The sequence below is a fragment of the Modestobacter caceresii genome, assembly GCF_000761485.1.
Classification (GTDB): domain Bacteria; phylum Actinomycetota; class Actinomycetes; order Mycobacteriales; family Geodermatophilaceae; genus Modestobacter; species Modestobacter caceresii.
In genome coordinates this window covers 186,154-207,798 of sequence record NZ_JPMX01000118.1, presented here as the reverse complement: position 1 = coordinate 207,798, position 21,645 = coordinate 186,154, and the positions used below count along the sequence as shown (strand labels likewise).

Here is a 21,645-nt window from a genome sequence, read left to right as displayed (position 1 = left end):
GAGCTGGTACTGTCCTGTTTACCGACGCGGGGTGGAGCAGCTCGGTAGCTCGCTGGGCTCATAACCCAGAGGTCGCAGGTTCAAATCCTGCCCCCGCTACCACGACAGAACGGCCCCCACAGTCACTGTGGGGGCCGTTCTCGTTCGTGCCGGGTCGTCCTTCCGTGCCGGTGTCCCTGGCCGGGAAGATGGCCGGGGGGACGGCCGTTAGCATGGGGACAGCACCTGCTTCAGGGACCTGTCGCTCGTCCGGCGACGACTTCTCCTGTGCGGTGGGTGCCCTGGCCATCGAGTGGTGGCTGCAGGTCCCCACCGTGGGTGGGCTGTCCGGCCCCGATCGCGTCGATCTGCTGCAGATCCGTGGGGCCGGGTCGTGGATCGGAGCGACCGTCCTGGTCGTCTCCTCGCGACAGCCGTCACCCCGATCGCGGGCCTGTGTGCGGCACCCGCCGCGGCCACCGGGCCGGGCGTTCCAGAGGAGGATTCTTGGCTCGACGAGGCCAGGCCCAGGCGGGCACCCGCCGTGGCGCCCCGCGCACCCAGCGACGTGCTCGGGACCGTGACGAGGGCGACCTCATCGCGGTGCTCGCCCGCACCGTCCGGGAGGTCGAGGCGGCCGCCCAGCGCGGCCGGGTGACCCCGGCCGTGCGCGCGAAGTTCCAGGTCGTGGCGCTGCTGGTCCGCGAGGAGCACGCCCGGGTCCGCGCGGAGGGGGCCGGCAACGACAGCCGCCGGGCCGAGCAGCTGAAGCGGCTGGACGGGATCGGGACGATCCTGGCGAAGACCGCTGTGCGGGACTCCGGCCTGCTCGCGCTCCTCGCCGAGGACGCCGTCGTGTCGGAAGCGGCCAGGTCGCTCAAGCGGCAGGTGCTGGAGTCCGTCGGGGTCGAGCCGACCCCCGACGAGGCGCCGACGCCGGAGCCCGCTGCCGCCCCCGTCGCCCCCGAACGTCAGGTGGTGCCCCAGTCGGTCGTCTCGCGGCAGATGGCCAACCCGTTCCTGGCTCCGGACTTCTCGGCCGTCCGGCCGGCCGCCCCCCGTCCGCGCCGCCTGGCCGGGTGGGAGCTGCTCGGCCCGTTGCTGAACTCGTTCGAGCGCGCCTCCGGGGGAGCCCCCGCGTGCCTGGACCTGCCCTTCCCGACCAGCCGGTTCACCCCGGCCGGCCTGGACCTGATGCCGCACCAGGGCCAGCTGGTCGCCGCGGCCGCCGCCGGTCACCGGACGTTCCTGCTCGCCGACGAACCCGGCCTGGGCAAGACGGCGCAGGCGCTGCTCGCCGCTGAGGCGGCGGACGCCTACCCGCTGCTCGTCGTCGTCCCGAACGTGGTGAAGACCAACTGGGCGCGGGAGGCCGGGCTCTGGGTGCCGCACCGCTCGGCCACCGTGATCCACGGGAACGGGGACACGATCGACGGCTTCGCCGACATCGTCGTCGTCAACTACGAGGTCCTGGACCGCCACGTGGGCTGGCTCGGCGACTTCGGCTTCGGCGGCATGGTCGTCGACGAGGCGCACTTCATCAAGAACAAGACCTCCCAGCGCTCCCAGCACGTGCTGGAGCTCTCCGAGCGGATCCGGACCCGCAACCCCCGGCCGCTGCTGATGGCCCTCACCGGCACGCCGCTGATCAACGACATCGAGGACTTCCGGGCCATCTGGCAGTTCCTCGGCTGGATCGACGACGCCAAGCCGCTCGCCGAGCTGATGGACGCGCTGGAGGAGACCGGGCTGACGCCCGCCGACGCCGGGTTCTACAGTTCCGCCCGTAGCTGCGTCATCGACATGGGCATCGTCCGGCGCCGCAAGGTCGACGTCGCTGCCGACATCCCCGCGCGCCGGGTCGCCGACCTGCCGATCGAGCTGGACGGGCCGGCCGGGCGGTCGATCCGCGCCGCCGAGCGTGACCTCTCCCGTCGGCTGGTGAAGCGGTACGAGTCGGCGATCGCGGCGCGGGAGTCCGCGACCGTCGTCGAGGGCATCGACGCGGGCCTGGTGCGTCAGGTGGCCCGCTGGGAGCTGAAGGACGCCACCACGGCCAAGGCCGGGGAGAACGTCTTCAGCATGATGCGGCGGATCGGTGAGGCGAAGGCGGGCCTCGCGGCCGACTACGCGGCCCAGCTCGCCCGCAGCGCCGGCAAGGTCGTCTTCTTCGCCAAGCACATCGACGTCATGGACACCGCCGAGGAGGTCTTCGCCAAGCAGGGTGTGCGCTTCTCCTCGATCCGCGGCGACCAGACGCCGGGGGCGCGGCAGCGGAACATCGACGCGTTCGTCAACGACCCGGACGTCGCCGTCGCGGTCTGCTCGCTGACCTCGGCCGGCGTCGGGCTCAACCTGCAGGTCGCCTCCAACCTGGTGCTCGCCGAGCTCTCCTGGACCGACGCCGAGCAGACCCAGGCCATCGACCGCGCCCACCGGATCGGCCAGACCGAGCCGGTCACCGCCTGGCGGATCATCGCCGCCCAGACGATCGACGCCCGGATCGCCGAGCTGATCGACAGCAAGGCCGGTCTCGCCGCCCGCGCGCTGGACGGGTCCGACGAGGAGGTCGGGTCGTCGACCGACGTCCAGCTCGAGGCGCTCGTCGCCCTGCTGACCGACGCGTTGCAGGCGGCAGCCGGGCCGGTGCCCGCCGCCGAGCTCGCCCTCTGACCCCCCGGTGCAGGTGGTCTGAGGGGTGCGGTAGTGTTCTCCCTGCGACGCGGGGTGGAGCAGCTCGGTAGCTCGCTGGGCTCATAACCCAGAGGTCACAGGTTCAAATCCTGTCCCCGCTACCACTCGGAGGGCCCGGTCACCGTCACGGTGACCGGGCCCTCCGTCTGTGTGCGCCCAGCCGGTTGGGCAGACTCTGCACCGTCACGGACGTACACGGCAGCGCCGTGCGACAGGAGGACCTCCAGATGGACGCGGGACCGATCTCCGACCGGGCACAGCGATGGCCGGGGCAGGTCACCGAGCGCACGCTGGCCGACGGGCGGCCGATCCTCTACTTCGACGACGAGGCGACCGCCGGTCCGGTGCACGAGACGGCCGACGACCGTCCGCTGCGCGAGGCGCCGCGCGCCGGGGAGGTCCGCTACGACGTCCTCACCGGTGAGTGGGTGACGATCGCCGGGCACCGGATGAACCGCACGTTCCTGCCCAGCGCGGCCGACTGCCCGCTCGACCCGACCCGCGACCCGGCCCGCCCGACCGAGGTGCCCGACAGCGAGTACGACGTCGCCGTCTTCGCCAACCGGTTCCCGAGCTTCGCGCCGCTGACCGCCGGCCCGGTCGAGGGGGCGCCCGCCGTCCCGTTCGGCCCGCCGGACGCCCCGGCGTACGGCCACTGCGACGTCGTGGTGTTCTCCAGCGACCACGACGCCGCCGTCGTCGACCTGCCGGCGGCCCGGATGCGCACGATCGTGGAGGCCTGGGCGCAGCGGACGGCGGCGCACTCGGCCGATCCCGGGGTCGCCGAGGTCTTCGTGTTCGAGAACAGCGGCCAGGAGATCGGGGTGACGCTGACCCATCCGCACGGGCAGGTCTACGCCTACCCCGTCGTCACGCCGCGCACCGGCCAGCTGCTGGAGCAGGCCCGCCGGCACCGGCAGGCGACCGGCGGCAGCCTGCTGGCGGACGTGCTCGCCGCCGAGCAGGCCGAGGGCACCCGGGTGGTGCTGGCCGGTGAGCACTTCACCGCCTACGTGCCACGGGCCGCCCGCTGGCCGGTGGAGGTGCACCTCGCGCCGCGCCGCGACGTGCCCGACCTGGCCGCGCTGGACGACGCCGAGCGCGCCGAGCTGGCGGTGGTCTATCAGGAGCTGTTGCGCCGGGTGAACCGCTTCCACCCCGGCGTCGAGCGGGTGCCCTACATCTCCGGCTGGCACCAGGCGCCGACCGGTGAAGACCGCGAGCTGGGCCGGTTGCACCTGCAGCTGTTCTCGCTGCTGCGGGCGCCCGGGAAGCTGAAGTACCTGGCCGGCTCGGAGTCCGGCATGGGCGCCTGGATCAACGACACCACGCCGGAGCGGATCGCCGAGCGGCTGCGTGAGGTGGCGTCGTGAGCGGCGGGCGGTCGCAGGCCGACCTCGCGGTGGCGGAACTGCGCGAGACCTGGGGGAGCGGGCCGGACGGCGTCTGGACCGCGCCCGGCCGGGTCAACCTGATCGGCGAGCACGTCGACTACACCGGCGGCCGCTGCCTGCCCTTCGCGCTGACCCGGGGAACGGCCGCGGCCGTGCGCCGCCGGGACGACGACCGGGTGCGGATCAGCAGCACCGACCCGGACGCCGCGCCGTTCGAGGGGACGCTGGCCGACCTGGGCCCCGGCGCGGTCTCCGGCTGGGCCGCCTACGCCGCCGGGACGCTCTGGTCGCTGCAGCAGGCCGGGGTCGAGGTGCCCGGGCTGGACCTGGCGGTCAGCAGCGACGTCCCGCTGGGCGCCGGCCTGTCCAGCTCGGCCTCGTTGGAGGCGGCGGTGGCGCTGTCGGCGGCCGAGCTGGCCGGCCGGACCGACGACGAGCAGCTGCGGCACCTGCTGATCCAGGCCGCGATCCGGGCGGAGAACGAGGTCGTCGGCGCCGGCACCGGCGGGATGGACCAGACCGTCGCCCTGCTGGCCGAGGAGGGCTCGGTCCTGCTCATCCACACCCGGGACTCCCGCACCGAGCCGGTGCAACTGGGGCTGGCCGAGGCCGGCCTGGAGCTGATGGTCATCGACACCCGGGTCAAGCACACGCTGGCCGACGGCCAGTACGCCCAGCGGCGCGCCGACTGCGACGAGGCAGCCCGGCTGCTCGGTCTGGAGTGGCTCAGCGACGCCACGCCGGCCGACGTGGAGCGGCTCAGTGACCCGCGACTGAAGGCGCGCACCCGGCACGTGGTCACCGAGAACCAGCGGGTCGACGCGGTCGTCGAGCTCGTCCGGGCCGGGCGGGTGGCTGAGATCGGGCCGCTGCTCGACGGTTCGCACACCTCGCTGCGCGACGACTACGAGGTGTCGGCCGTGGAGCTCGACGTCGTCGTGGCGGCGGCCCGGGCAGCGGGTGCGCTCGGCGCCCGGATGGTCGGCGGCGGCTTCGGGGGGTCGGCGATCGCGCTGATCCGTTCCGCCGACGCCTCGGCGGTCGAGGAGGCGGTCGTGGCCGCCTGCCGTGAGCAGGACCTGACCACCCCCGGCGTCCTCACCGTCACCTCCGGTCCGGCGGCCCGCCGGCTGTCCTGAGGGAGCCTCCCGGGGAACACCCCGGCTGCGACGCCGGTTCGGGAGAGCATGGAGCCGACCGTCAGAGACGCCCCCGAGGACAGCCGCTACGAGATCCGGGACGGCGAGCAGCTGCTCGGCCAGGCCGTCTACCAGCGCCGCGGTGACCAGGTGGTGTTCACCCACACCGAGGTCGACAGCGACGCCGAGCACTCCGGGCTGGGCAGCACGCTGGTGCGCGCCGCCCTGGACGACGTCCGGAGCAAGGGCGGCACCGTCGTCCCGATGTGCTCGTTCGTGCGCGGCTGGATCGAGCGGCACCCCGAGTACCGCGACCTGGTCGCTGCCGAGGCCTGAGCCGACACGGTCGCTGGGGCCTGAGGCCGCTGCGGGCGGGCGGTGCGCGCCTGAGAGGCTTGGGGCATGCGCGTCCTGGTCACCGGTTGGTTCAGCTTCGACGAGGTGATCGCCACCATCGGCGACGAACTGGGTGCCGATGCGGTGGTCGGCTGGCTCACCGAGGCCGGCATCGGCCACGACGTCGCCTGGGCGCCCTACCTCCAGCGGGGCGCGAACTGGCGCGATCTCGACCCGGCCGACTACACCCACCTGGTCTTCGTCAGCGGCCCGCTGTCGGACACCCCGTTGCTGCGGGAGCTGACCGCGGCCTTCGCCGACGCCCAGCGGTGGGCGGTGAACGTCTCGGTGGTCTCCGACGCCGGGCGCGCCCTGTTCCACCGGGTCTGGGAGCGGGACGCCCCGGGCATCGCCCGGCCGGACCTGGCGATCGGCACAACCACCCCGGACGTCCCGGTGGTCGCGGTGGCCTTCGCCCCGCCGCAGGAGGAGTACGGCGACCGCAGCCGGGCCGCCCAGGTGCGGGCCGCGATCGAGAGCTGGCTGGGTGCCCGGGCCGTCCCGTGGTTCGAGCTCACCATGGACCTGTACGAGAAGCCGCACGAGCGGTTCCCGTCGCAGGTCGAGGCGCTGGTCCGCCGGGCGGACGTCGTGGTCAGCATGCGGCTGCACGCGCTGGTCCTCGGGCTGGCGCACGGCGTCCCGGTCATCGCGTGCGACGCCATCGTCGGCGGGGCCAAGGTGAGCGCCCAGGCCGCGGCGCTCGGCTGGCCGGTCGTGCTGCCGGCGGAGCAGGTCGACGCCAACGCACTCGACGCGGCGCTGGAGCACGCGCTGTCGGGCACGCTGACCCAGGAGCTGGCCGAGGCCCGCCGCCGCGGGGCGGCCGGCAACGCGGCGGCGCACGAGTGGTTCGTCCGGGAGCTCGCGGGCGGGTGAGCCGGGGTCTGTGACGCCGGTCACGGCTGGACTAGCGTCGGGGTGCTGCGTCCCGTCGTCCGCCTTGGAGGCCGACCGTGAGCTCACCGACGCTGGACCTGGACACCGTCGACCTGTCCGACCGGACGTTCTGGGGCGCGCCGCCGGAGCAGCGGCACGCGGTGTACGACCAGCTGCGCCGCGAGCGCCCGTTCGCCTTCTTCGCCGAGCCGGTGATCCCCTACATCGAGCCCGGCCCCGGCTACCACGCGGTGACCAGGTACGCCGACGTCGAGGCGATCAGCTGCCAGCCGGCGTTGTTCTCCTCCGGGTCCGGCGCGGTGTCCATCGCCGACATGCCGCCGGACCTCAACGAGTTCTACGGCTCGCTGATCAGCATGGACGACCCCCGGCACGGCAAGATCCGGCGCATCGTCGCCAAGGCGTTCACGCCCCGGGTGCTGGAGAAGCTCGTGGGCAACGTGCAGGCGGTGGCCGACGACGTGGTCGCCCGCGCCCGGCGGACCGCCGAGGACGGCGACGGCACCATCGACGTGGTCGCCGACCTCGCCGCACCGATCCCGCTGCGGGTCATCTGCGACATGATGGGCATCCCGGACGACGACCGGGCGATGGTGCTGCAGCAGTCGAACGTCATCCTCTCCGGCGGTGACCCCGAACTCGTCCAGGACGAGGAGCAGATGGTCACCGCCTTCCTGGAGGCCGGGGAGGAGCTCGCCGGACTGATGGCCCGGCTGGCCGCAGAACGGCACGCCCACCCGGCCGACGACCTGACCACCGCGCTGGTCAGCACCGAGGTCGACGGCGAGCGGCTCACCCGGCAGGAGATCGCCTCGTTCTTCATCCTGCTGCTGGTCGCCGGCAACGAGACGACCCGCAATGCGATCTCCCAGGGCGTGCTCGCGCTGTCCGAGCACCCGGCCGAGCGCGACCGGTGGGCCGCCGACCCGGGCCTCACCCGCACCGCGGTGGAGGAGGTCGTGCGCTGGACCAGCCCGATCACCTGGATGCGGCGGACGGCCGCCCAGGACGTCGAGCTGTCCGGGCAGTCGTTCCCGGCCGGGTCGAAGTTCCTGCTGTTCTACGGCGCGGCCAACCGTGATCCCGCCGTCTTCCCCGACCCGCACCGGTTCGACCTGTCCCGCGATCCCAACCCGCACGTCGGGTTCGGCTCCCGCGGTCCGCACTTCTGCCTGGGCGCGCACCTGGCCCGGCGGGAGATCGGCGTGGCCTTCCGGGCCTTCGCCGACCAGTTGCCCGACCTCGAGGTGGTCGGGCCGCCGGCCCGGCTGGAGTCCTCGTTCGTCAACGGCCTCAAGCGGCTGCCGGCGCGGCTGACCGGCGCCCGATGACCCGCGTGGTGGTCGACCGGGAGGTCTGCATGAGTGCGGGGGTGTGCGAGATGGAGGCGCCGGAGGTGTTCCAGCTCGACGACGACGGCGTGCTCCAGGTGGGTGAGCCGACCGACCTCACGGCGGTGGAGACCGCGGTGCGCGCCTGCCCCACCGGTGCGCTCACCCTGGTCGACGAGGACTGACCGCTCAGCCCGCCTGGTCCAGCGGGCGCAGGGCGGTGGCGAACCGTCGTTCCAGCTCGGCCGGCACGGGCCGGCGCCGGTCCAGTGCGGCAGGCAGTCGGCGCAGCACCCCGGCCAGCGCCCGGCGGGCGGCGGCGTCCCCGGCGGCGCGGCGCGCCAACCTCCCGGTCGCGGCGAGCGCCACCGGGAGCGGGCGGCGCAGCCAGTCGACGAGCACGTCGTTGCGGGTCTGCAGCGCCCAGCGGGCCGGGCTCGGCCGGTCGCGTCCGGCGGGGTCGTGCCAGGCGACGACGTCCTCGGCGAACACCAGCTGCCAGCCCGCAGCGGCGAGGTCGAGGGCCAGCAGGTGCTCCTCGCCGCCGAAGAACAGCAGCGGGGAGAAGCCGCCGACGGCCAGGTGGGCGTCGCGGCGCACGACGCCGGCGAACGCCGGGAAGCTCAGGACGTCGGGCCCGGCGGCGGAACGGCCGAGCACCTCGGCGCGGTGCTTGCGGGTCACGGCGTCCTCGCTGCCGTCCCCGGCCATTCGCACCCGACCGACCACCACCGCCACCCTCGGGTGGGTGTCCAGCAGGTCGGCCGCGGCCTCCAGCGCACCCGGCTCCCACCACGAGTCGTCGTCGGCGAAGGCGACGTACCGGGTGCCGGCCCGCTGGACGCCGTGGTCGCGCCCCACCGCGCCGGCATTGGCCGGCAGCTCGACCACCTCCACCCGGGGGTGGCCGGCCCGGACGGCGTCGGCAGTGCCGTCGGTGGAGCCGTTGTCCACCACGATCACCGGTGGCCCGCCGGGGGAGTCCAGCCGGTCGAGCGACCGCAGCAGCGACTCGCGTCGGTCCATGGTGGCGATGACGACGCTGACCCGGGGCTCGCTCACGACGACCCCCTACCCGGCTGCCGGCCCCTGCACGGGTGGCCGCGGTGTGGGACCGGCCACCGGACCTGCCCCGTGGGTGATCAGGCGGTGAGGGCGGTGCCCTCGGTCGGGGAGTGCAACGCGGTGACCAGGGAGTCCAGTGGCAGGTCCAGGGCGCCGGCCAGTGCGGCCACGGTGAAGAAGGCCGGTGTCGGGACCCGGCCGGACTCGATCTTCCGGAGCGCCTCGAGGCTCACCCCGGAGGCGGCGGCGACCTCGGCGGGGGAGCGGTCGCCGCGCGCCGCGCGGAGCAGGCCACCCAGCCGGCGGCCGCGCTCGTGCTCCTCGGGGGTCAGCGGCGGTCGGACCATGGGCGTGATAGTAATACCGGGATACCAATACCGGAAGGACTCCAGATGATCGAGCTGCGCACACCCGGGGAGATCGACGCCATGCGCGCCGCCGGGGCGGTGGTCGCCGACATGCACGCCGCGGTGCACGCGCTGGCCGCGCCAGGGGTACGGCTGAGCGAGCTGGACGCCGTCGCCCGCCAGGTCCTGGCCGATGCCGGCGCCACCTCGCCGTTCCTCGGCTACGCGCCACTGCAGAGCACGCCGCCGTTCCCCGGCGTGCTCTGCCTGTCGGTCAACGACGTGGCCCTGCACGGCATCCCCACCGCCCAGGAGCTCGAGGACGGCGACCTGCTCAGCGTCGACGCGGGGGCCACCCTCGACGGCTGGGTGGGCGACGCGGCCCGCACCTACCCGATCGGCACTCCCCGGCCGGAGGACGTCCAGCTGGTGGAGACCACCGAGCGGGCGCTGGCCGCCGGGATCGCCGCGGCGGTCGTCGGCAACAAGATCGGCGACATCTCCGCCGCCATCGGTGCGGTCGGTCGGGCCGGCGGCTGCGGGATCAACACCGACCAGGGCGGCCACGGCGTCGGCCGGTCGATGCACGAGGCACCCAGCGTGCCCAACGAGGGCCGGGCCGGCCGTGGGCTGCCGCTGCGCGCCGGCCTGGTCATCGCCATCGAGCCGTGGTTCCTGGCAGGGGGCAGCGACGACTACCGGGTCGACGCCGACGGCTGGACGCTGCGCAGTGCCGACGGCAGCCGCGCCGCCCACGTCGAGCACACGGTCGCCGTCACCGCCGACGGCCCCCGCATCCTGACCGCCCCGCGCTGAGCCGCCGTTGTGCGCTCACCGTCGCCTCTCAGCCGAGGAACCGACAGTGAGCGCACAACGGCGATCAAGCGAGGGCCTGGTCCAGGTCGGCGAGCAGGTCGTCGACGTCCTCGATGCCGACGGACAGGCGGACCAGGTCGGCGGGGACCTCCAGGGGCGAGCCGGCGGCGCTGGCGTGGGTCATCCGGTGCGGGTGCTCGATCAGCGACTCCACGCCACCGAGCGACTCGGCCAGGGTGAACAGCTGCGCGCGCTCGCAGACCCGCAGTGCTGCCTCCTCGCCCGCCTTCAGCCGGAACGAGACCATCCCGCCGAAGCCGGACATCTGCTTGGCCGCGATCTCGTGGTTGCGGTGCTGCGGCAGCCCCGGGTACAGCACGTCGCCGACTCCCGGGTGCTCCAGCAGCCACTCGGCGACCCGGCCGGCGTTCGCACTGTGCCGGTCCATCCGGACCCCGAGCGTCTTCAGGCTGCGCAGCACCAGCCACGAGTCGAACGGGCCGCCGACCGCACCCATCGCGTTCTGGTGGTAGGCCAGCCGCTCACCCAGCTCGGTGTCGGCGACCACGAGTGCGCCCCCGACGACGTCGGAGTGCCCGCCCAGGTACTTGGTCGTGGAGTGCACGACGACGTCGGCGCCCAGGGTCAGCGGCTGCTGCAGGTAGGGGCTGGCGAAGGTGTTGTCGACGACCAGCAGCGTGCCCGAGGCGTGCGCGATCTCGGCCAGCGCGGCGATGTCGGAGACGTTGAGCAGCGGGTTGCTCGGCGTCTCGCACCAGATCACCCGGGTCGTCTCCGGCGCGACCGCGGCGCGGACCGCGTCCAGGTCGTTGAGGTCGACCGGGGAGTGGGTGACGCCCCACGGCTCGAGCACCCGGGAGATCAGCCGGTACGTGCCGCCGTAGGCGTCGCCGCCCAGCACGATCCGGTCACCGGGCCGGCACACGGTGCGCAGCAGGGTGTCCTCCGCGGCGAGCCCGGAGGCGAAGGCCAGCCCGCGGGTGCCCTGCTCCAGCGCGGCCAGCGCCGTCTGCAGGGTGTCCCGGGTGGGGTTGGCGCTGCGGCTGTACTCGTAGCCGCCGCGCAGTCCGCCGACGCCGTCCTGCTTGTAGGTGGTCGTCAGGTGCAGCGGCGGGATGACCGCGCCGGTGGCGGGGTCTGGCTCCTGCCCGGCGTGGATGGCGAGTGTGTTGAAACCGGTCACGACTGCACCGTAGGCGCCGGGATGCCGACGAGGTGGCCCAGCACGTCCTGCCGGGTGACGACGCCGGCGGGCTTGCCGTCGACGTGCACGAGCAGGGCATCGGCGTCGCCGAGCGCCCCGACCGCGGCCGAGACCGGCTCGCCGGAGCCGATGATCGGCAGCGGGGCGGACATGTGCCGCTCCACCGGGTCGGCCAGCGAGGCCCGGCCGGTGAACAGCGCGTCCAGCAGTGCCTTCTCCGCGACCGAGCCGACCACCTCACCGGCGGTCACCGGCGGCTCGGCCTTCACGACCGGCAGCTGGCTCACCCCGTACTCGCGGAGGATGTCGATCGCGTCGCGCACCGTCTCGTTCGGGTGCGTGTGCACCAGCGTCGGGGTGCTGCCGGACTTCGCGTCCAGCAGTTCGCCCACGGTCTCGCCACCGCCGGCGTCCAGGAACCCGTAGTCGGCCATCCACTCGTCGTTGAAGATCTTGTTCAGGTAGCCGCGGCCACCGTCGGGCAGCAGCACGACCAGGACGTCGTCCTTCGTCAGCCGCTCGGCCACGCGGAGGGCCGCCACGACGGCCATCCCGCAGGAGCCGCCGACCAGCAGGCCCTCCTCGCGGGCCAGCCGGCGGGTCATCGCGAAGGAGTCGCCGTCGGACACCGCGACGATCTCGTCGGCGATCGACTTGTCGTAGGCCTCGGGCCAGAAGTCCTCGCCGACGCCTTCCACCAGGTACGGCCGGCCGGTGCCGCCGGAGTAGACCGAGCCCTCCGGGTCGGCGCCGATCACCTGCACCCGGCCCTCGCTCGCCTCCTTGAGGTAGCGGCCGACGCCGGAGATGGTGCCGCCGGTGCCCGCGCCGGTGACGAAGTGGGTGATCTTCCCGTCGGTCTGCGTCCAGATCTCCGGCCCGGTGGTCTCGTAGTGCGAGCGCGGGTTGTTCGGGTTGGCGTACTGGTCGGCCTTCCAGCCGCCGGGGGTCTCCCGGGCCAGTCGGTCGGAGACCGAGTAGTAGGAGCGCGGGTCGGCCGGGTCGACGGCGGTGGGGCAGACGTGCACCTCGGCGCCGTAGGCCTTGAGCACGTTGATCTTCTCGTGGCCCACCTTGTCCGGGCACACGAAGATGCACTTGTAGCCGCGCGTCTGGGCGACGATGGCGAGGCCGATGCCGGTGTTGCCGCTGGTCGGCTCGATGATCGTGCCGCCCGGCTGCAGGGCGCCGGACGCCTCGGCGGCCTCGACCATCCGCAGCGCGATCCGGTCCTTCACCGAGCCGCCCGGGTTGACGTACTCGACCTTGGCCAGCACCAGCGGTGCGTCCGGGCCGAGGTGGGCGGTCACGGCGTTCAGCCGGACCAGCGGGGTGTTGCCGATGAGCTCGACGACGGACTCGGCGTACTGCACGGGGGCTCCTGCTCTGCGGGTGGGCCGGCGGTGGATCGCGCGCACCGGCGTACCCGACCATCCCACCAGACGCCGCGGGTGTGCGTCAGTACGGCAGGTAGTAGGTGAGCAGGTCCGCACGCAGCGGCGGGAAGAGCGCCGCGTAGGAGTCGGCGTCCCGGCCCGGGTACACGTCCGGTCGGCGACGGGAGAGCCCGTGCATGCCGTGCGGCCCGAGGAGCAGGGCGCCCAGCTGGTCCGGGGCGACGCCCGCGCCGCGGACCGTGCCGGGGGCCTGCAGCCGCCCGCCGGGGACCACCGGACCCAGCCCGTCGTCGGTGACCGGCAGCCGCCAGCTGGCCCGGTAGGTGGAGACCACGACGTCGTGTCCACCGCGCTCGGCTCCGACGTCGGCGAACCGGCGGGTGAGCACCGGCCGCAGCGCCTCCAGCAGCGCACCCGGCTCGGGCACCCGCACGTAGTACTGCTCGGCCAGGTCGCTCCCGTCGCCCAGCCGGTCGGCCCACGCGCGGCCGGGGAGGGTGCCCGGGCGGTCGGTGACCCGGACCGGCCGGCCGGCGGCGAGGGCCGCGACGCCGGCCAGCAACCCGGTGGCCGCCGCGTCGTCCACCGCGGTCGGCTCGGCGACCAGGACGTCGTCGTCGGGCTCGGGGACCCGAGCGGAGGCGACGACCGTGCCGTCCCGCTCCAGCACCCAGGTGGTGCTCGCCTCGTGCGCCACCAGCCAGCGCAGCCGGGCAGCCGGGTGCGGCATCGCGACGTCCGCGCCGGCCTGGGCGGCGTCCTGCAGCCGGGCCAGCGTCGGCAGGTCCGCCGCGGTGGCGGGCCGCAGCCCGGGGGCCGGGGCGGGGGGCGAGCGCACCGGCCGGGCCGGGGGGACGTCGATCGCGTACTCGTAGCCGAACAGCCGGTAGGAGTACGGGATCCCGATCATCACCTGCAGCAGGTCGCCCCGGGCGGCGGAGCGGTCGTGCGCCCAGGCCATCAGCGCCCGCACCAGGCCCCGGCCCTCGTAGGCGGGGGCGGTGGCCACCAGCTCGACCTGACCGGCGGGCAGGACGACGTCCTCCAGCCGCACGGAGTCGGCCAGCAGGGTCGCGGTGGAGACCACCCGGTCGCCGTCCACCACCACCGCGGTGGCGTCCCAGCCGGTGTCCGGGTCCTCCACGACCAGCCGCTGGTCCAGTGCGTCGGCCGGCTCGCCACGGTCGGCCAGCAGTGCGCCCACCTGCTCCAGGTCGCCGGGGCGGCAGCTCCGCAGGCGGAGGCCGCCGGGGAGGAGCTGCTCCACTGCTGCCGTCGTGGTCATGTCCGGACCCTGGCGCGGAGGTCGGGGCGGGACAACCGAGTTCCGGGGCCGGACTCGGCGCCCGGCTGTGCGACCGACCCGTTTACGGCGTATACGCTCGGTCGGCCGGTCGGGCATGCCACCCGCCGGAGGCGGACGTCGAACCAACGGCCCACCCGCCGGACTGGAGAGGGAACCCCCGAGACGATGACCGAGAGCCTTGGCGCGCTGCACCAGGAGCTGGCCGGAGTCGTGCTCGCGGGCCGGGAGCTGCCCGAGGTGCTGACCGAGATCGTCCAGATCTCTCACCGTGCGATCCCTGGTGCCGAGGCCACCTCGATCACGCTGATCCGTGACGACCGCGCCTTCACCGCTGCCTTCGACGGGCAGATCGCGATGGACGCCGACGAACTGCAGTACGAGCGCGGGTACGGCCCGTGCCTCGACGCAGGGCGGTCCGGGGAGGTCTTCATCATCGAGGACATGCTGCGCGAGGACCGCTGGCCCGACTACGCGCGGCAGGTCGCGGAGCTGGGGGTGCGCAGCTCGCTGTCGATCCCGCTGCCCTTCCAGGGCGCGAACATCGGCGCGCTGAACAACTACGCCCGACACCCCGCTGCCTTCGGCGACGCCGACGTCGCCGCCGGGGAGGAGGTGGCGGCCTTCGTCGCGATCGCCGTCGGCAACGCGGAGGCGGCTGCCCGCGCAACCGACGACGTGGCCAACATGCGCCAGGCGATGGCCTCCCGCGCGGTCATCGAGCAGGCCAAGGGCATCTTGATGGAGCGCTACAAGGTCACCTCCGAGCAGGCGTTCACGCTGCTCACGCACGCCTCGCAGCGCACCAACGTCAAGCTGCGCGACATCGCCGAGGAGCTCACCGCCACCGGGCTGCTGCGCGGCAGCTGACGGCGGCTGGCGGCACGCGCGCGGACGAGGTCAGATTCAGGGCGTGACCCAGCGCAGACCTGCAGCGGGGCGGAGCACCCGATGACCGTCGTGCTCGGCGCGGACCTGGGCACGAGCGGGCTCAAGCTCGCCGCGCTGGACCTCGACGGGGTGGTGGTCGCGGAGAGCGAGGTCGGCTACCCGGTCGAGCGTCCGCGGCCGGGCTGGGCGCAGACGGAGGTCGCCGTCTGGCAGCGCGCGCTGGACGACGCCCTCACCGCGGTGGCCGCGACGCTGGGCGACCGGCCGGTCGCGGCCCTCGGGTTCTCCGGCCAGATGCACGGGGCCGTGCTCGTGGACCGGTCCGGCGCCGCGCTCGCCCCGGCGCTGCTCTGGCCCGACCAGCGGGCGACCGCGGAGCTGTGCCGCTGGCGGGAGCTCCCCGAGCCAGACCGCGCCGCGCTGGCCAACCCGCTGGCCGCCGGGATGACCGGGCCGCTGCTGGCCTGGCTCGGCGTGCACCACCCGGAGCTGGTGGCCCGGGCGGCGACGGTGCTGATGCCCAAGGACGCCGTCCGAGCCGCCCTCGTGCCCGACGCCGACCCCGCCGTCACCGATCGCAGCGACGCGTCGGCGACCCTGCTGTGGGACGTGCCCGGTGACCGCTGGTCGACCGCGGCCACCGCCGCCGCCGGCGTCGACCGGGCCCTGCTCCCCGCCGTCCTGCCGGGATCGACCGTCGTCGGTACGGCGCGGGTGCTCGGCCGGGGCGTTCCGGTGGTGGTCGGCGGCGCCGACACGCCGCTCGCCCTGCTGGCCGCCGGCACGCGCACCGGCGTCCAGGTCAACCTCGGGTCCGGGGCCCAGGTGATCCGGCCGGGTGTGGCGCCCCGGCCGGGCGCGGAGCCCGCCGTTCACTGCTACGCCGACGCCGGGGACGGCTGGTACGCCATGGCCGCGCTGCAGAACGCCGGCACGGCCTGGGCCTGGGTCCGCGAGGTGCTGGGCCTGGACTGGCCGACCTTCGCCGCGACCCTCGCCACCACCCGGCCGGGGGCCGGGGGCGTGGTCTTCTCCCCGTTCCTCGCGGGGGAGCGGGGCGGGGTGGCCGGGCCGACCGACCGTGGTGGCTGGACCGGGCTGTCGGCCGACACCACCCGGGCGGACCTCGCCCGCGCGGCCCTGGAGGGCGTGGCGTGCGCCGTGGCGGCGGCGCTGGACCTGCTCGGGCCGGACGCCGACGGGACGGTCGTGCTCACCGGTGGGGGAGCGCGGGACGCCGGGGTGCAGCAGCTGCTCGCCGACGTGCTCGCCCGACCGGTCCAGCACGTGCAGGTCCGGAGCGCATCGGCGGCCGGCGCCGCGGTGCTGGCCGCCCGCGGGGTGGGCCTGGACCTGGTACCCGTGCGGGCGGCCGGGCCGGTCGTCGAGCCGGGGCGGGCGGCGGAGTCCGGCGCCGTCCGCGCACGCTGGGCAGCTGCCCGGGGCTGATGTCCGGCCCGTCGCGCGGAACGTCGGCGCTGCTGGCACCGTTGACGCCGACGAGCGGCCCGACCGGGAACCGCAGGAGAGCAAGGGGGTGGGCGCACCATGGCGTCGCTGATGAACAAGGTCATGCAGTTCGCGAACAGCCCGAAGGGCAAGCAGGTCATCCGGCAGGCGACGGACAAGGCCCAGCAGCTGGCCAAGGACCCGAAGACCCGGGCGAAGTTCGACAAGGTCGCGAACAGCCCGAAGGGCAGGCAGGTGATCCGTCAGGCGACGGACAAGGCCCAGCAGCTGGCCAGCGACCCGAAGACCCTGGCGAAGATCCAGGACGTCCGGCGCCGGGTGCAGGGTGGCCGCGGCGGCTCCGGCACGGGGTCCGGCACCTCGGCCTGACCGGTTCGACCCATGCCGGCGGCGCTCACTCCCCTCGGGGGGCGAGCGCCGTCAGCACGTCGGGGTGCAGGACGCCGTTGCTGGCCACGGCGCTCCCCCCGGCCGGCCCGGCGTTGCCGGCCAGGTCGCTGAACGCGCCGCCGGCCTCGCGCACGATCACGTCGAGGGCGGCCAGGTCCCACAGCGAGACCTCCGGTTCGCAGGCGACGTCGACGGCGCCCTCGGCGACCATCATGTAGCTCCAGAAGTCGCCGTAGGCCCGGGTGCGCCAGACCGAGCGGGTCAGGTCCAGGAAGGGCTCCAGCCGGTCCTGCTCCTCCCAGCCGGAGAGGCTGGAGTAGGACAGGCTCGCGTCGGCGAGCGCGCCCACCTGGGAGACCGTGCAGCGCGTGGCGTTCTCCAGTCGGCGTCCGGTCCAGGCGCCGGTGCCCGCCGCCGCCCACCAGCGGCGGTTGAGCGCGGGTGCCGAGACGAGGCCGACCACCGGGAGGTCGCCGTCGAGCAGGGCGACGAGGGTCGCCCACACCGGGACGCCGCGGACGAAGTTCTTGGTGCCGTCGATCGGGTCGATGACCCAGCGCCGGTCGCCGCGGCCGGTGCTGCCGAACTCCTCGCCGAGCACGGCGTCCCGGGTGCGCGCACGGGCCAGCGTGCTGCGCAGCTGCTCCTCGACCGCGCGGTCGGCGTCGGTGACCGGGGTGAGGTCGGGCTTGGTGTCCACCCGCAGGTCCTGCGCCCGGAACCGGTCCAGGCTGATCGCGTCCGCCTGATCGGCCAGTACGTGCGCCAGGCGCATGTCCTCGTTGTATCCCCGCTGACCAGCCGTCATGGCCCGAACCTAGCGGGCGGGCCCGTCGGGGCCCGCCCGCAGCGTGGTGACGTGCTGGCGCGGCCCCCTCTCAGGGGCCCGCCGCGAGCGTGGTGACGTGCTGGAGCGGCCCCTTCTCAGGGGCCCGCCGCGAGCGTGGTGACGTGCTGGAGCGGCCCCCTCTCAGGGGCCCGCGCCGAGCCTGCGAGGCGTGGGGGGAGAGGGGGTCCTTCCTCAGTCGAAGACGGCCTTGCTGACCGCCGCCGGGGTGTCGTACTCCTGGTCGTCGATCCCCTTGAGGGCGTCGATGACCTCCGCGCTGCCCCCCTGGGACTCCGCGTGCTTGACCACGTCGTCCTTCTTGGCCGGGTAGTCGATGCCGGACAGGGCCTTCTGGATGTCGATCGGGCTCACCATGGGCCTCCGGGTACCCGCAGCCGCGCCGGCGATGCACGGATACCGTCGGGGAGTGGAGGCCGGGACCATCGTCGGGTTGTTGGCCGATCCGGCGCGGCTGAAGGTCGTGGCCGCGCTCGCGCTCGGCGCGGGCACCCTCACCGAGGTCGCCGAGGCGTCGGGGCTGCCCCTGAAGGACGTCGCGCTGGCCGCACGGCGGCTGTCCCGGGCCGGCCTGGTGCACCGCGACGGTCACCTGCTCGCGCTGCACGCCGAGCGGTTCGGGGAGGCGGCCCGGGCAGCGGCCGCCACCGCCCCGCCCGTGCCGCGACTGTCCGACGACCCGGGTGCCGACGCCGTGCTGCGCGCGTTCGTCCGGGACGGCAGGCTGGTCTCCGTCCCCGCGCAGCACAGCAAGCGCCGGGTCGTGCTCGAGCACCTCGTGCACGTGTTCGAGCCGGGCGTCCGCTACCCGGAGCGGGAGGTCAACGCACTGCTGGCCGCCTGGCACCCGGATGTGGCCGCGCTCCGCCGATACCTGGTGGACGAGGCGCTGTTGACCCGGGAGTCGGGCGTCTACTGGCGCAGCGGCGGTTACGTGGAGGTGTGACGGTGCAACGGCAGGTGTTCGCGTTCTCGGGTGTCATCGAGCCGCAGCCGGGGGAGCGGGGCAACCGCCCGCTCCTGGAGCACGTGCTGGCCCTGGGCGCTGCCCGCCGGACGAGCGGTGGGCCGGTGCGGCTGTGCTACGTCCCGACGGCGGTGGGCGACGACCCGGCGGCGGTCTCGGCGTACCAGCGGGTGTTCGGTGGCCGGGACGACGTCGTCCTGAGCGTGCTGCGGTTGTTCCCGCAGCCGAGCGTCCCCGACGTGCGCGGCCACCTGCTCACCCAGGACGTCGTGCTGGTCGAGGGCGGCAGCGTGGTGAACCTGATCGCCGTCTGGCGGGCGCACGGCCTGCCGACGGTGCTGCGCGAGTGCTGGGAGGCCGGGGTGGTGCTCGCCGGCCCCAGCGCGGGCAGCCTGTGCTGGCACGTGGGCGGGCCCACCGACTCGTGGTCCGACCGGCTCGACCCGTTCACCGAGGGCCTGGCCCTGTTGCCGTTCAGCAACGGTGTGCACGACGACCTGACCGCCCAGCCGCGCCGGGACACCTACCGCCGGCTGGTGGCCGCCGGGGCCCTCCCCGCCGGCTACGCGACCGAGGACGGCGTGGGCCTGCACTACCGGGGCACCGAGCTGGCGGAGGCGGTCGCGGTGCGGCCCGGCGCCCGCGCGTACCGCGTCGACCCCGACGACCACGGCGGCTGGACCGAGCGCGCGATCACCCCCCGCGCGATCTGAGCGGACCCGCACGGCCCCGCCGCGAGCGCGGCCCCCTCTCAGGGGCCCGCCCCGAGCTCGCGAGGGATGGGGAGTGGCCCCGTCCCGAGGAGGACGGGGTCCTTCCTCAGTGGCCGGGGGTGAGCTGGCCGACGGCGGTGATCAGCCGGCGGAAGCTGCCCAGCCGCTCCCGGGCGGCCGGTGGGCCCTGGGCGGCCCAGGCGTCCAGGGCGCACTCCGGGTCCGCGGCGGTGTGCCCGCAGGCGGGCGGACAGTCGACCGCGGCCTCGGCGAGGTCGTCGAAGGCGGCGAGCACGTCCTGCGGGGTGACGTGCGCCAGCCCGAAGGAGCGGATGCCCGGGGTGTCGATCAGGGTGCCGCCCCCGGGCAGGTCCAGCAGCACCGCCGATGAGGACGTGTGCCTGCCCTTGCCGATCTTGCTCACGTCGCCGATGGCCCGGAAGGCGCCCGGGATCAGCCGGTTGAACAGCGTCGACTTGCCGACCCCGGACTGGCCGACCAGCACGCTCATCTGGTCCCGCAGCCGGGTCACCAGCTCATCGAGCGGCGCCTCGCGGGACATCGGGACCGCGTCGACCTCCAGTCCGGCGTACCGGTCCAGCAGTGGCTGCGGGCTGGCCAGGTCGGACTTGGTCAGCACCAGCAGTGGCGACAGCCCTCCGGCGTAGGCGGCGACCAGGCAGCGGTCCAGGAAGCCGAGCGCCGGCTCGGGGTCGGCGATCGAGGTGACGACGACGAGCTGGTCGGCGTTGGCCACCACGATCCGCTCGGTGGGGTCGGTGTCGTCGGCGGTGCGGCGCAGCGAGGTGACCCGGTCGGCGATGGTCACGATCCTGGCCAGGCTGTCGGTGCGCCCCGTCGTGTCGCCCACCAGGCGCACCCGGTCACCGACGACGACGCCGTGCTTGCCCAGCTCGCGGGCGCGCATCGCGGTCACGTCGACCGGGGAGCCCCCAGGACCCTCGACCCGCACCGTCATCCGGCCGCGGTCCACCGCGATGACCAGCCCGGGCACGGCCTCCTCGTGCGTGGGGCGGGTGCGGGTGCGGGGACGGGAGCCGTGCCGCGAGGCCCGGACGCGGACGTCGTCCTCGTCGGACCGGCTGTCCATCCTCCGGCTCACGCGGGCACCCCGGCACCCTCGCCGAGCAGGCCGGCCCAGCGTTCCCGGTAGTCCGGCAGCGTCTTGGTCACCGCGGCCGGGTCGGTGACCTCGATGCCGTCGACCGCCAGGCCCAGCACGGCCGCCGCGTGCACCATCCGGTGGTCGGCGTAGGAGTCCAGCCGCGCCGCCCGGCGCGGCCCCGGGGTGATGACCAGCCCGTCGGGCAGCTGCTCGACCCGGGCGCCGACGGCGCTGAGCACCTCGTCCAGCGCCTGCAGCCGGTCGGTCTCGTGGCCACGCAGGTGGGCGATCCCGGTGAGCCGGGAGGGCCCGTCGGCCAGGGCGCACAGCGCGGCGAGCACCGGGGTCAGCTCACCGACCTCGCCCAGGTCGGCCTCGAGGGGGGCGATCCGGGCGCCCCCGGTCACCTGCAGCCCCTCGGGCGTGCGGGCCACAGCGGCGCCCATCGCGGTGAGCAGCCGGTCGAGCTGCGCGCCGGGCTGGGTGGTGTCGGTCGGCCAGTCGCGCACGGTCACCCGGCCGCCGGTGACCAGGGCCGCGGCCAAGAACGGCGCGGCGTTGGACAGGTCGGGCTCGACGACGCGGTCGAGGGCGGCGATCGGGCCCGGGGCGACGTGCCACCCACCGTCGGTCCGGCGCACCTGCACCCCGTGCTCGGCGAGCGTCCGCACGGTCATCTCCACGTGCGGCAGGGAGGGAAGGCTCCCGGCGAGGGTCAGCTCGATGCCGGTGTCGAACCGGGCCGCCGCCAGCAGCAGACCGGACACCACCTGGCTGGACTCACTGGCGTCGACGGTGACCGCACCACCGCGCACCGCGCCGGTGCCGTGCACGGTGAAAGGGGCCCGGCCGCGGCCGTCGTCGTCGACCCGGACGCCGAGGTCGCGCAGCCCGGCGATCAACCCGGCGTTGGGCCGGTCCCGCAGCCGTGCGTCGCCGTCGAGCCGCACCGGCCCGGTGGCCAGCGCGGCCACCGGCGGCAGGAACCGGAGCACCGTGCCGGCCAGCCCGGCGTCCACCTCGGCCGGCCCGTGCAGCGAGCGCGGGGTGACCAGCCAGTCCGCGCCGTCGGAGGCGATGCCGACCCCGAGCGCCCGCAGCCCGGCGGCCATCAGGTCGGTGTCCCGGGCGCGGAGCGGGCGCACGAGCCGGCTGGGCCCGTCGGCGATCGCGGCCAGCACGAGGGCGCGGGCGGTGATCGACTTGGACCCGGGAAGGGTCACCACGGCGTCCACCGGGGTGTGGCGGGCGGGCG

The 21,645-nt window shown here is 74.7% G+C and carries 22 protein-coding genes and 2 tRNA genes; 15 read left to right on the top strand and 9 right to left on the bottom strand.

Annotated features, from left to right (window positions below; translation table 11 throughout):
* The first annotated feature begins 25 nt into the window (after nt 1-25).
* From IN07_RS21660 to IN07_RS21620, 9 genes are all read left to right on the top strand, one after another.
* Nucleotides 26-102: transfer RNA gene (locus IN07_RS21660), tRNA-Met, on the top strand.
* A 384-nt stretch (nt 103-486) separates the two neighbouring features.
* Nucleotides 487-2,652 (top strand): DEAD/DEAH box helicase, encoded by a 2,166-nt coding sequence (locus IN07_RS21655; protein WP_036340313.1) that lies wholly within the window; start codon nt 487-489, stop codon nt 2,650-2,652.
* Between the two features lie 48 nt (nt 2,653-2,700).
* A tRNA-Met gene (locus IN07_RS21650) sits at nt 2,701-2,777 on the top strand.
* A 123-nt stretch (nt 2,778-2,900) separates the two neighbouring features.
* Complete coding sequence (galT, locus tag IN07_RS21645; protein ID WP_052091607.1) at nt 2,901-4,046, top strand: galactose-1-phosphate uridylyltransferase; 1,146 nt, start codon at nt 2,901-2,903, stop codon at nt 4,044-4,046.
* Complete coding sequence (gene galK / locus IN07_RS21640; protein ID WP_052091606.1) at nt 4,043-5,206, top strand: galactokinase; 1,164 nt, start codon at nt 4,043-4,045, stop codon at nt 5,204-5,206. Before galT ends, galK begins: the two co-directional genes overlap by 4 nt.
* Nucleotides 5,207-5,254: 48 nt before the next feature.
* Nucleotides 5,255-5,542, top strand: a complete 288-nt coding sequence (locus tag IN07_RS21635; protein WP_036340310.1) for a GNAT family N-acetyltransferase — start codon at nt 5,255-5,257, stop codon at nt 5,540-5,542.
* A 66-nt stretch (nt 5,543-5,608) separates the two neighbouring features.
* Entirely contained in the window at nt 5,609-6,481 is an 873-nt protein-coding gene (locus IN07_RS21630; protein ID WP_036340308.1) for a polysaccharide pyruvyl transferase family protein, read from the top strand.
* Between the two features lie 77 nt (nt 6,482-6,558).
* On the top strand, nt 6,559-7,833 hold the full coding sequence (locus IN07_RS21625; protein WP_036340305.1) for a cytochrome P450: 1,275 nt from the start codon (nt 6,559-6,561) through the stop codon (nt 7,831-7,833).
* Nucleotides 7,830-8,018 (top strand): ferredoxin, encoded by a 189-nt coding sequence (locus tag IN07_RS21620; RefSeq protein ID WP_036340302.1) that lies wholly within the window; start codon nt 7,830-7,832, stop codon nt 8,016-8,018. Before IN07_RS21625 ends, IN07_RS21620 begins: the two co-directional genes overlap by 4 nt.
* A gap of 4 nt (nt 8,019-8,022) precedes the next feature.
* Here the strand turns inward: IN07_RS21620 and IN07_RS21615 are convergent, their stop codons facing one another.
* Nucleotides 8,023-8,895 carry a glycosyltransferase family 2 protein gene (locus tag IN07_RS21615; protein WP_036340299.1) on the bottom strand — a complete coding sequence of 291 codons (873 nt, stop codon included), beginning with the start codon at nt 8,893-8,895 and terminating at the stop codon, nt 8,023-8,025.
* 80 nt (nt 8,896-8,975) lie between these two features.
* Nucleotides 8,976-9,245, bottom strand: coding sequence for a helix-turn-helix domain-containing protein (locus tag IN07_RS21610; protein WP_036340296.1), 270 nt, complete (start codon nt 9,243-9,245; stop codon nt 8,976-8,978).
* Nucleotides 9,246-9,290: 45 nt separating this feature from the next.
* Here IN07_RS21610 and map point away from each other — a divergent pair, with 45 nt between their 5' ends.
* On the top strand, nt 9,291-10,061 hold the full coding sequence (gene map / locus IN07_RS21605) for a type I methionyl aminopeptidase (RefSeq protein ID WP_036340292.1): 771 nt from the start codon (nt 9,291-9,293) through the stop codon (nt 10,059-10,061).
* A gap of 64 nt (nt 10,062-10,125) precedes the next feature.
* Here the strand turns inward: map and IN07_RS21600 are convergent, their stop codons facing one another.
* The 3 genes from IN07_RS21600 to IN07_RS21590 all read right to left on the bottom strand — a co-directional run bounded on the left by IN07_RS21600 (nt 10,126) and on the right by IN07_RS21590 (nt 13,968).
* Nucleotides 10,126-11,265: a cystathionine gamma-synthase gene (locus IN07_RS21600; RefSeq protein WP_036340289.1), complete on the bottom strand. Its 1,140-nt coding sequence runs from the start codon at nt 11,263-11,265 to the stop codon at nt 10,126-10,128.
* Complete coding sequence (locus IN07_RS21595; RefSeq protein WP_036340287.1) at nt 11,262-12,659, bottom strand: cystathionine beta-synthase; 1,398 nt, start codon at nt 12,657-12,659, stop codon at nt 11,262-11,264. The genes IN07_RS21600 and IN07_RS21595 overlap by 4 nt, the downstream gene beginning before the upstream one ends.
* A gap of 85 nt (nt 12,660-12,744) precedes the next feature.
* The gene (locus IN07_RS21590; protein WP_052091605.1) at nt 12,745-13,968 is read right to left on the bottom strand and encodes a GNAT family N-acetyltransferase; all 1,224 of its coding nucleotides are present in this window, start codon (nt 13,966-13,968) and stop codon (nt 12,745-12,747) included.
* Between the two features lie 186 nt (nt 13,969-14,154).
* Between IN07_RS21590 and IN07_RS21585 the strand changes: the two genes are divergently transcribed.
* The 3 genes from IN07_RS21585 (at nt 14,155) to IN07_RS21575 (ending at nt 16,716) form a co-directional block, all read left to right on the top strand.
* Nucleotides 14,155-14,856 carry a GAF and ANTAR domain-containing protein gene (locus IN07_RS21585; protein ID WP_036340283.1) on the top strand — a complete coding sequence of 234 codons (702 nt, stop codon included), beginning with the start codon at nt 14,155-14,157 and terminating at the stop codon, nt 14,854-14,856.
* A gap of 81 nt (nt 14,857-14,937) precedes the next feature.
* Nucleotides 14,938-16,326: an FGGY family carbohydrate kinase gene (locus IN07_RS21580; RefSeq protein WP_036340281.1), complete on the top strand. Its 1,389-nt coding sequence runs from the start codon at nt 14,938-14,940 to the stop codon at nt 16,324-16,326.
* Nucleotides 16,327-16,425: 99 nt separating this feature from the next.
* Entirely contained in the window at nt 16,426-16,716 is a 291-nt protein-coding gene (locus tag IN07_RS21575) for a hypothetical protein (RefSeq protein ID WP_036340278.1), read from the top strand.
* 25 nt (nt 16,717-16,741) lie between these two features.
* Here the strand turns inward: IN07_RS21575 and hisN are convergent, their stop codons facing one another.
* Complete coding sequence (hisN, locus tag IN07_RS21570) at nt 16,742-17,545, bottom strand: histidinol-phosphatase (protein ID WP_036340275.1); 804 nt, start codon at nt 17,543-17,545, stop codon at nt 16,742-16,744.
* Nucleotides 17,546-17,758: 213 nt separating this feature from the next.
* Nucleotides 17,759-17,941, bottom strand: coding sequence for a DUF2795 domain-containing protein (locus IN07_RS21565; protein WP_036340272.1), 183 nt, complete (start codon nt 17,939-17,941; stop codon nt 17,759-17,761).
* A 52-nt stretch (nt 17,942-17,993) separates the two neighbouring features.
* Here IN07_RS21565 and IN07_RS21560 point away from each other — a divergent pair, with 52 nt between their 5' ends.
* Together IN07_RS21560 and IN07_RS21555 are read left to right on the top strand one after the other, a co-directional pair.
* Nucleotides 17,994-18,530 (top strand): DUF2087 domain-containing protein, encoded by a 537-nt coding sequence (locus tag IN07_RS21560; protein ID WP_036340269.1) that lies wholly within the window; start codon nt 17,994-17,996, stop codon nt 18,528-18,530.
* A gap of 2 nt (nt 18,531-18,532) precedes the next feature.
* Nucleotides 18,533-19,264 carry a Type 1 glutamine amidotransferase-like domain-containing protein gene (locus IN07_RS21555; protein WP_036340585.1) on the top strand — a complete coding sequence of 244 codons (732 nt, stop codon included), beginning with the start codon at nt 18,533-18,535 and terminating at the stop codon, nt 19,262-19,264.
* Between the two features lie 106 nt (nt 19,265-19,370).
* On the opposite strand, the gene rsgA is transcribed toward IN07_RS21555, so the two are convergent.
* Both rsgA and aroA read right to left on the bottom strand, forming a co-directional pair.
* On the bottom strand, nt 19,371-20,387 hold the full coding sequence (gene rsgA, locus IN07_RS21550) for a ribosome small subunit-dependent GTPase A (protein ID WP_231558520.1): 1,017 nt from the start codon (nt 20,385-20,387) through the stop codon (nt 19,371-19,373).
* On the bottom strand, nt 20,384-21,645 hold a 1,262-nt coding region (aroA, locus tag IN07_RS21545; protein ID WP_197058592.1), incomplete at its 5' end, for a 3-phosphoshikimate 1-carboxyvinyltransferase. The genes aroA and rsgA, both read right to left, overlap by 4 nt.

What these genes read in the sequence shown, in the direction of transcription:
- galT (WP_052091607.1), top strand. Translation starts at nt 2,901, where the DNA reads ATGGACGCGGGACCGATCTCCGACCGGGCACAGCGATGGCCGGGGCAG.
- IN07_RS21635 (WP_036340310.1), top strand. Translation starts at nt 5,255, where the DNA reads ATGGAGCCGACCGTCAGAGACGCCCCCGAGGACAGCCGCTACGAGATC.
- IN07_RS21630 (WP_036340308.1), top strand. Translation starts at nt 5,609, where the DNA reads ATGCGCGTCCTGGTCACCGGTTGGTTCAGCTTCGACGAGGTGATCGCC.
- IN07_RS21620 (WP_036340302.1), top strand. Translation starts at nt 7,830, where the DNA reads ATGACCCGCGTGGTGGTCGACCGGGAGGTCTGCATGAGTGCGGGGGTG.
- IN07_RS21610 (WP_036340296.1), bottom strand. Translation starts at nt 9,245, where the DNA reads ATGGTCCGACCGCCGCTGACCCCCGAGGAGCACGAGCGCGGCCGCCGG.
- map (WP_036340292.1), top strand. Translation starts at nt 9,291, where the DNA reads ATGATCGAGCTGCGCACACCCGGGGAGATCGACGCCATGCGCGCCGCC.
- IN07_RS21590 (WP_052091605.1), bottom strand. Translation starts at nt 13,968, where the DNA reads ATGACCACGACGGCAGCAGTGGAGCAGCTCCTCCCCGGCGGCCTCCGC.
- IN07_RS21585 (WP_036340283.1), top strand. Translation starts at nt 14,155, where the DNA reads ATGACCGAGAGCCTTGGCGCGCTGCACCAGGAGCTGGCCGGAGTCGTG.
- IN07_RS21580 (WP_036340281.1), top strand. Translation starts at nt 14,938, where the DNA reads ATGACCGTCGTGCTCGGCGCGGACCTGGGCACGAGCGGGCTCAAGCTC.
- IN07_RS21575 (WP_036340278.1), top strand. Translation starts at nt 16,426, where the DNA reads ATGGCGTCGCTGATGAACAAGGTCATGCAGTTCGCGAACAGCCCGAAG.
- hisN (WP_036340275.1), bottom strand. Translation starts at nt 17,545, where the DNA reads ATGACGGCTGGTCAGCGGGGATACAACGAGGACATGCGCCTGGCGCAC.
- IN07_RS21565 (WP_036340272.1), bottom strand. Translation starts at nt 17,941, where the DNA reads ATGGTGAGCCCGATCGACATCCAGAAGGCCCTGTCCGGCATCGACTAC.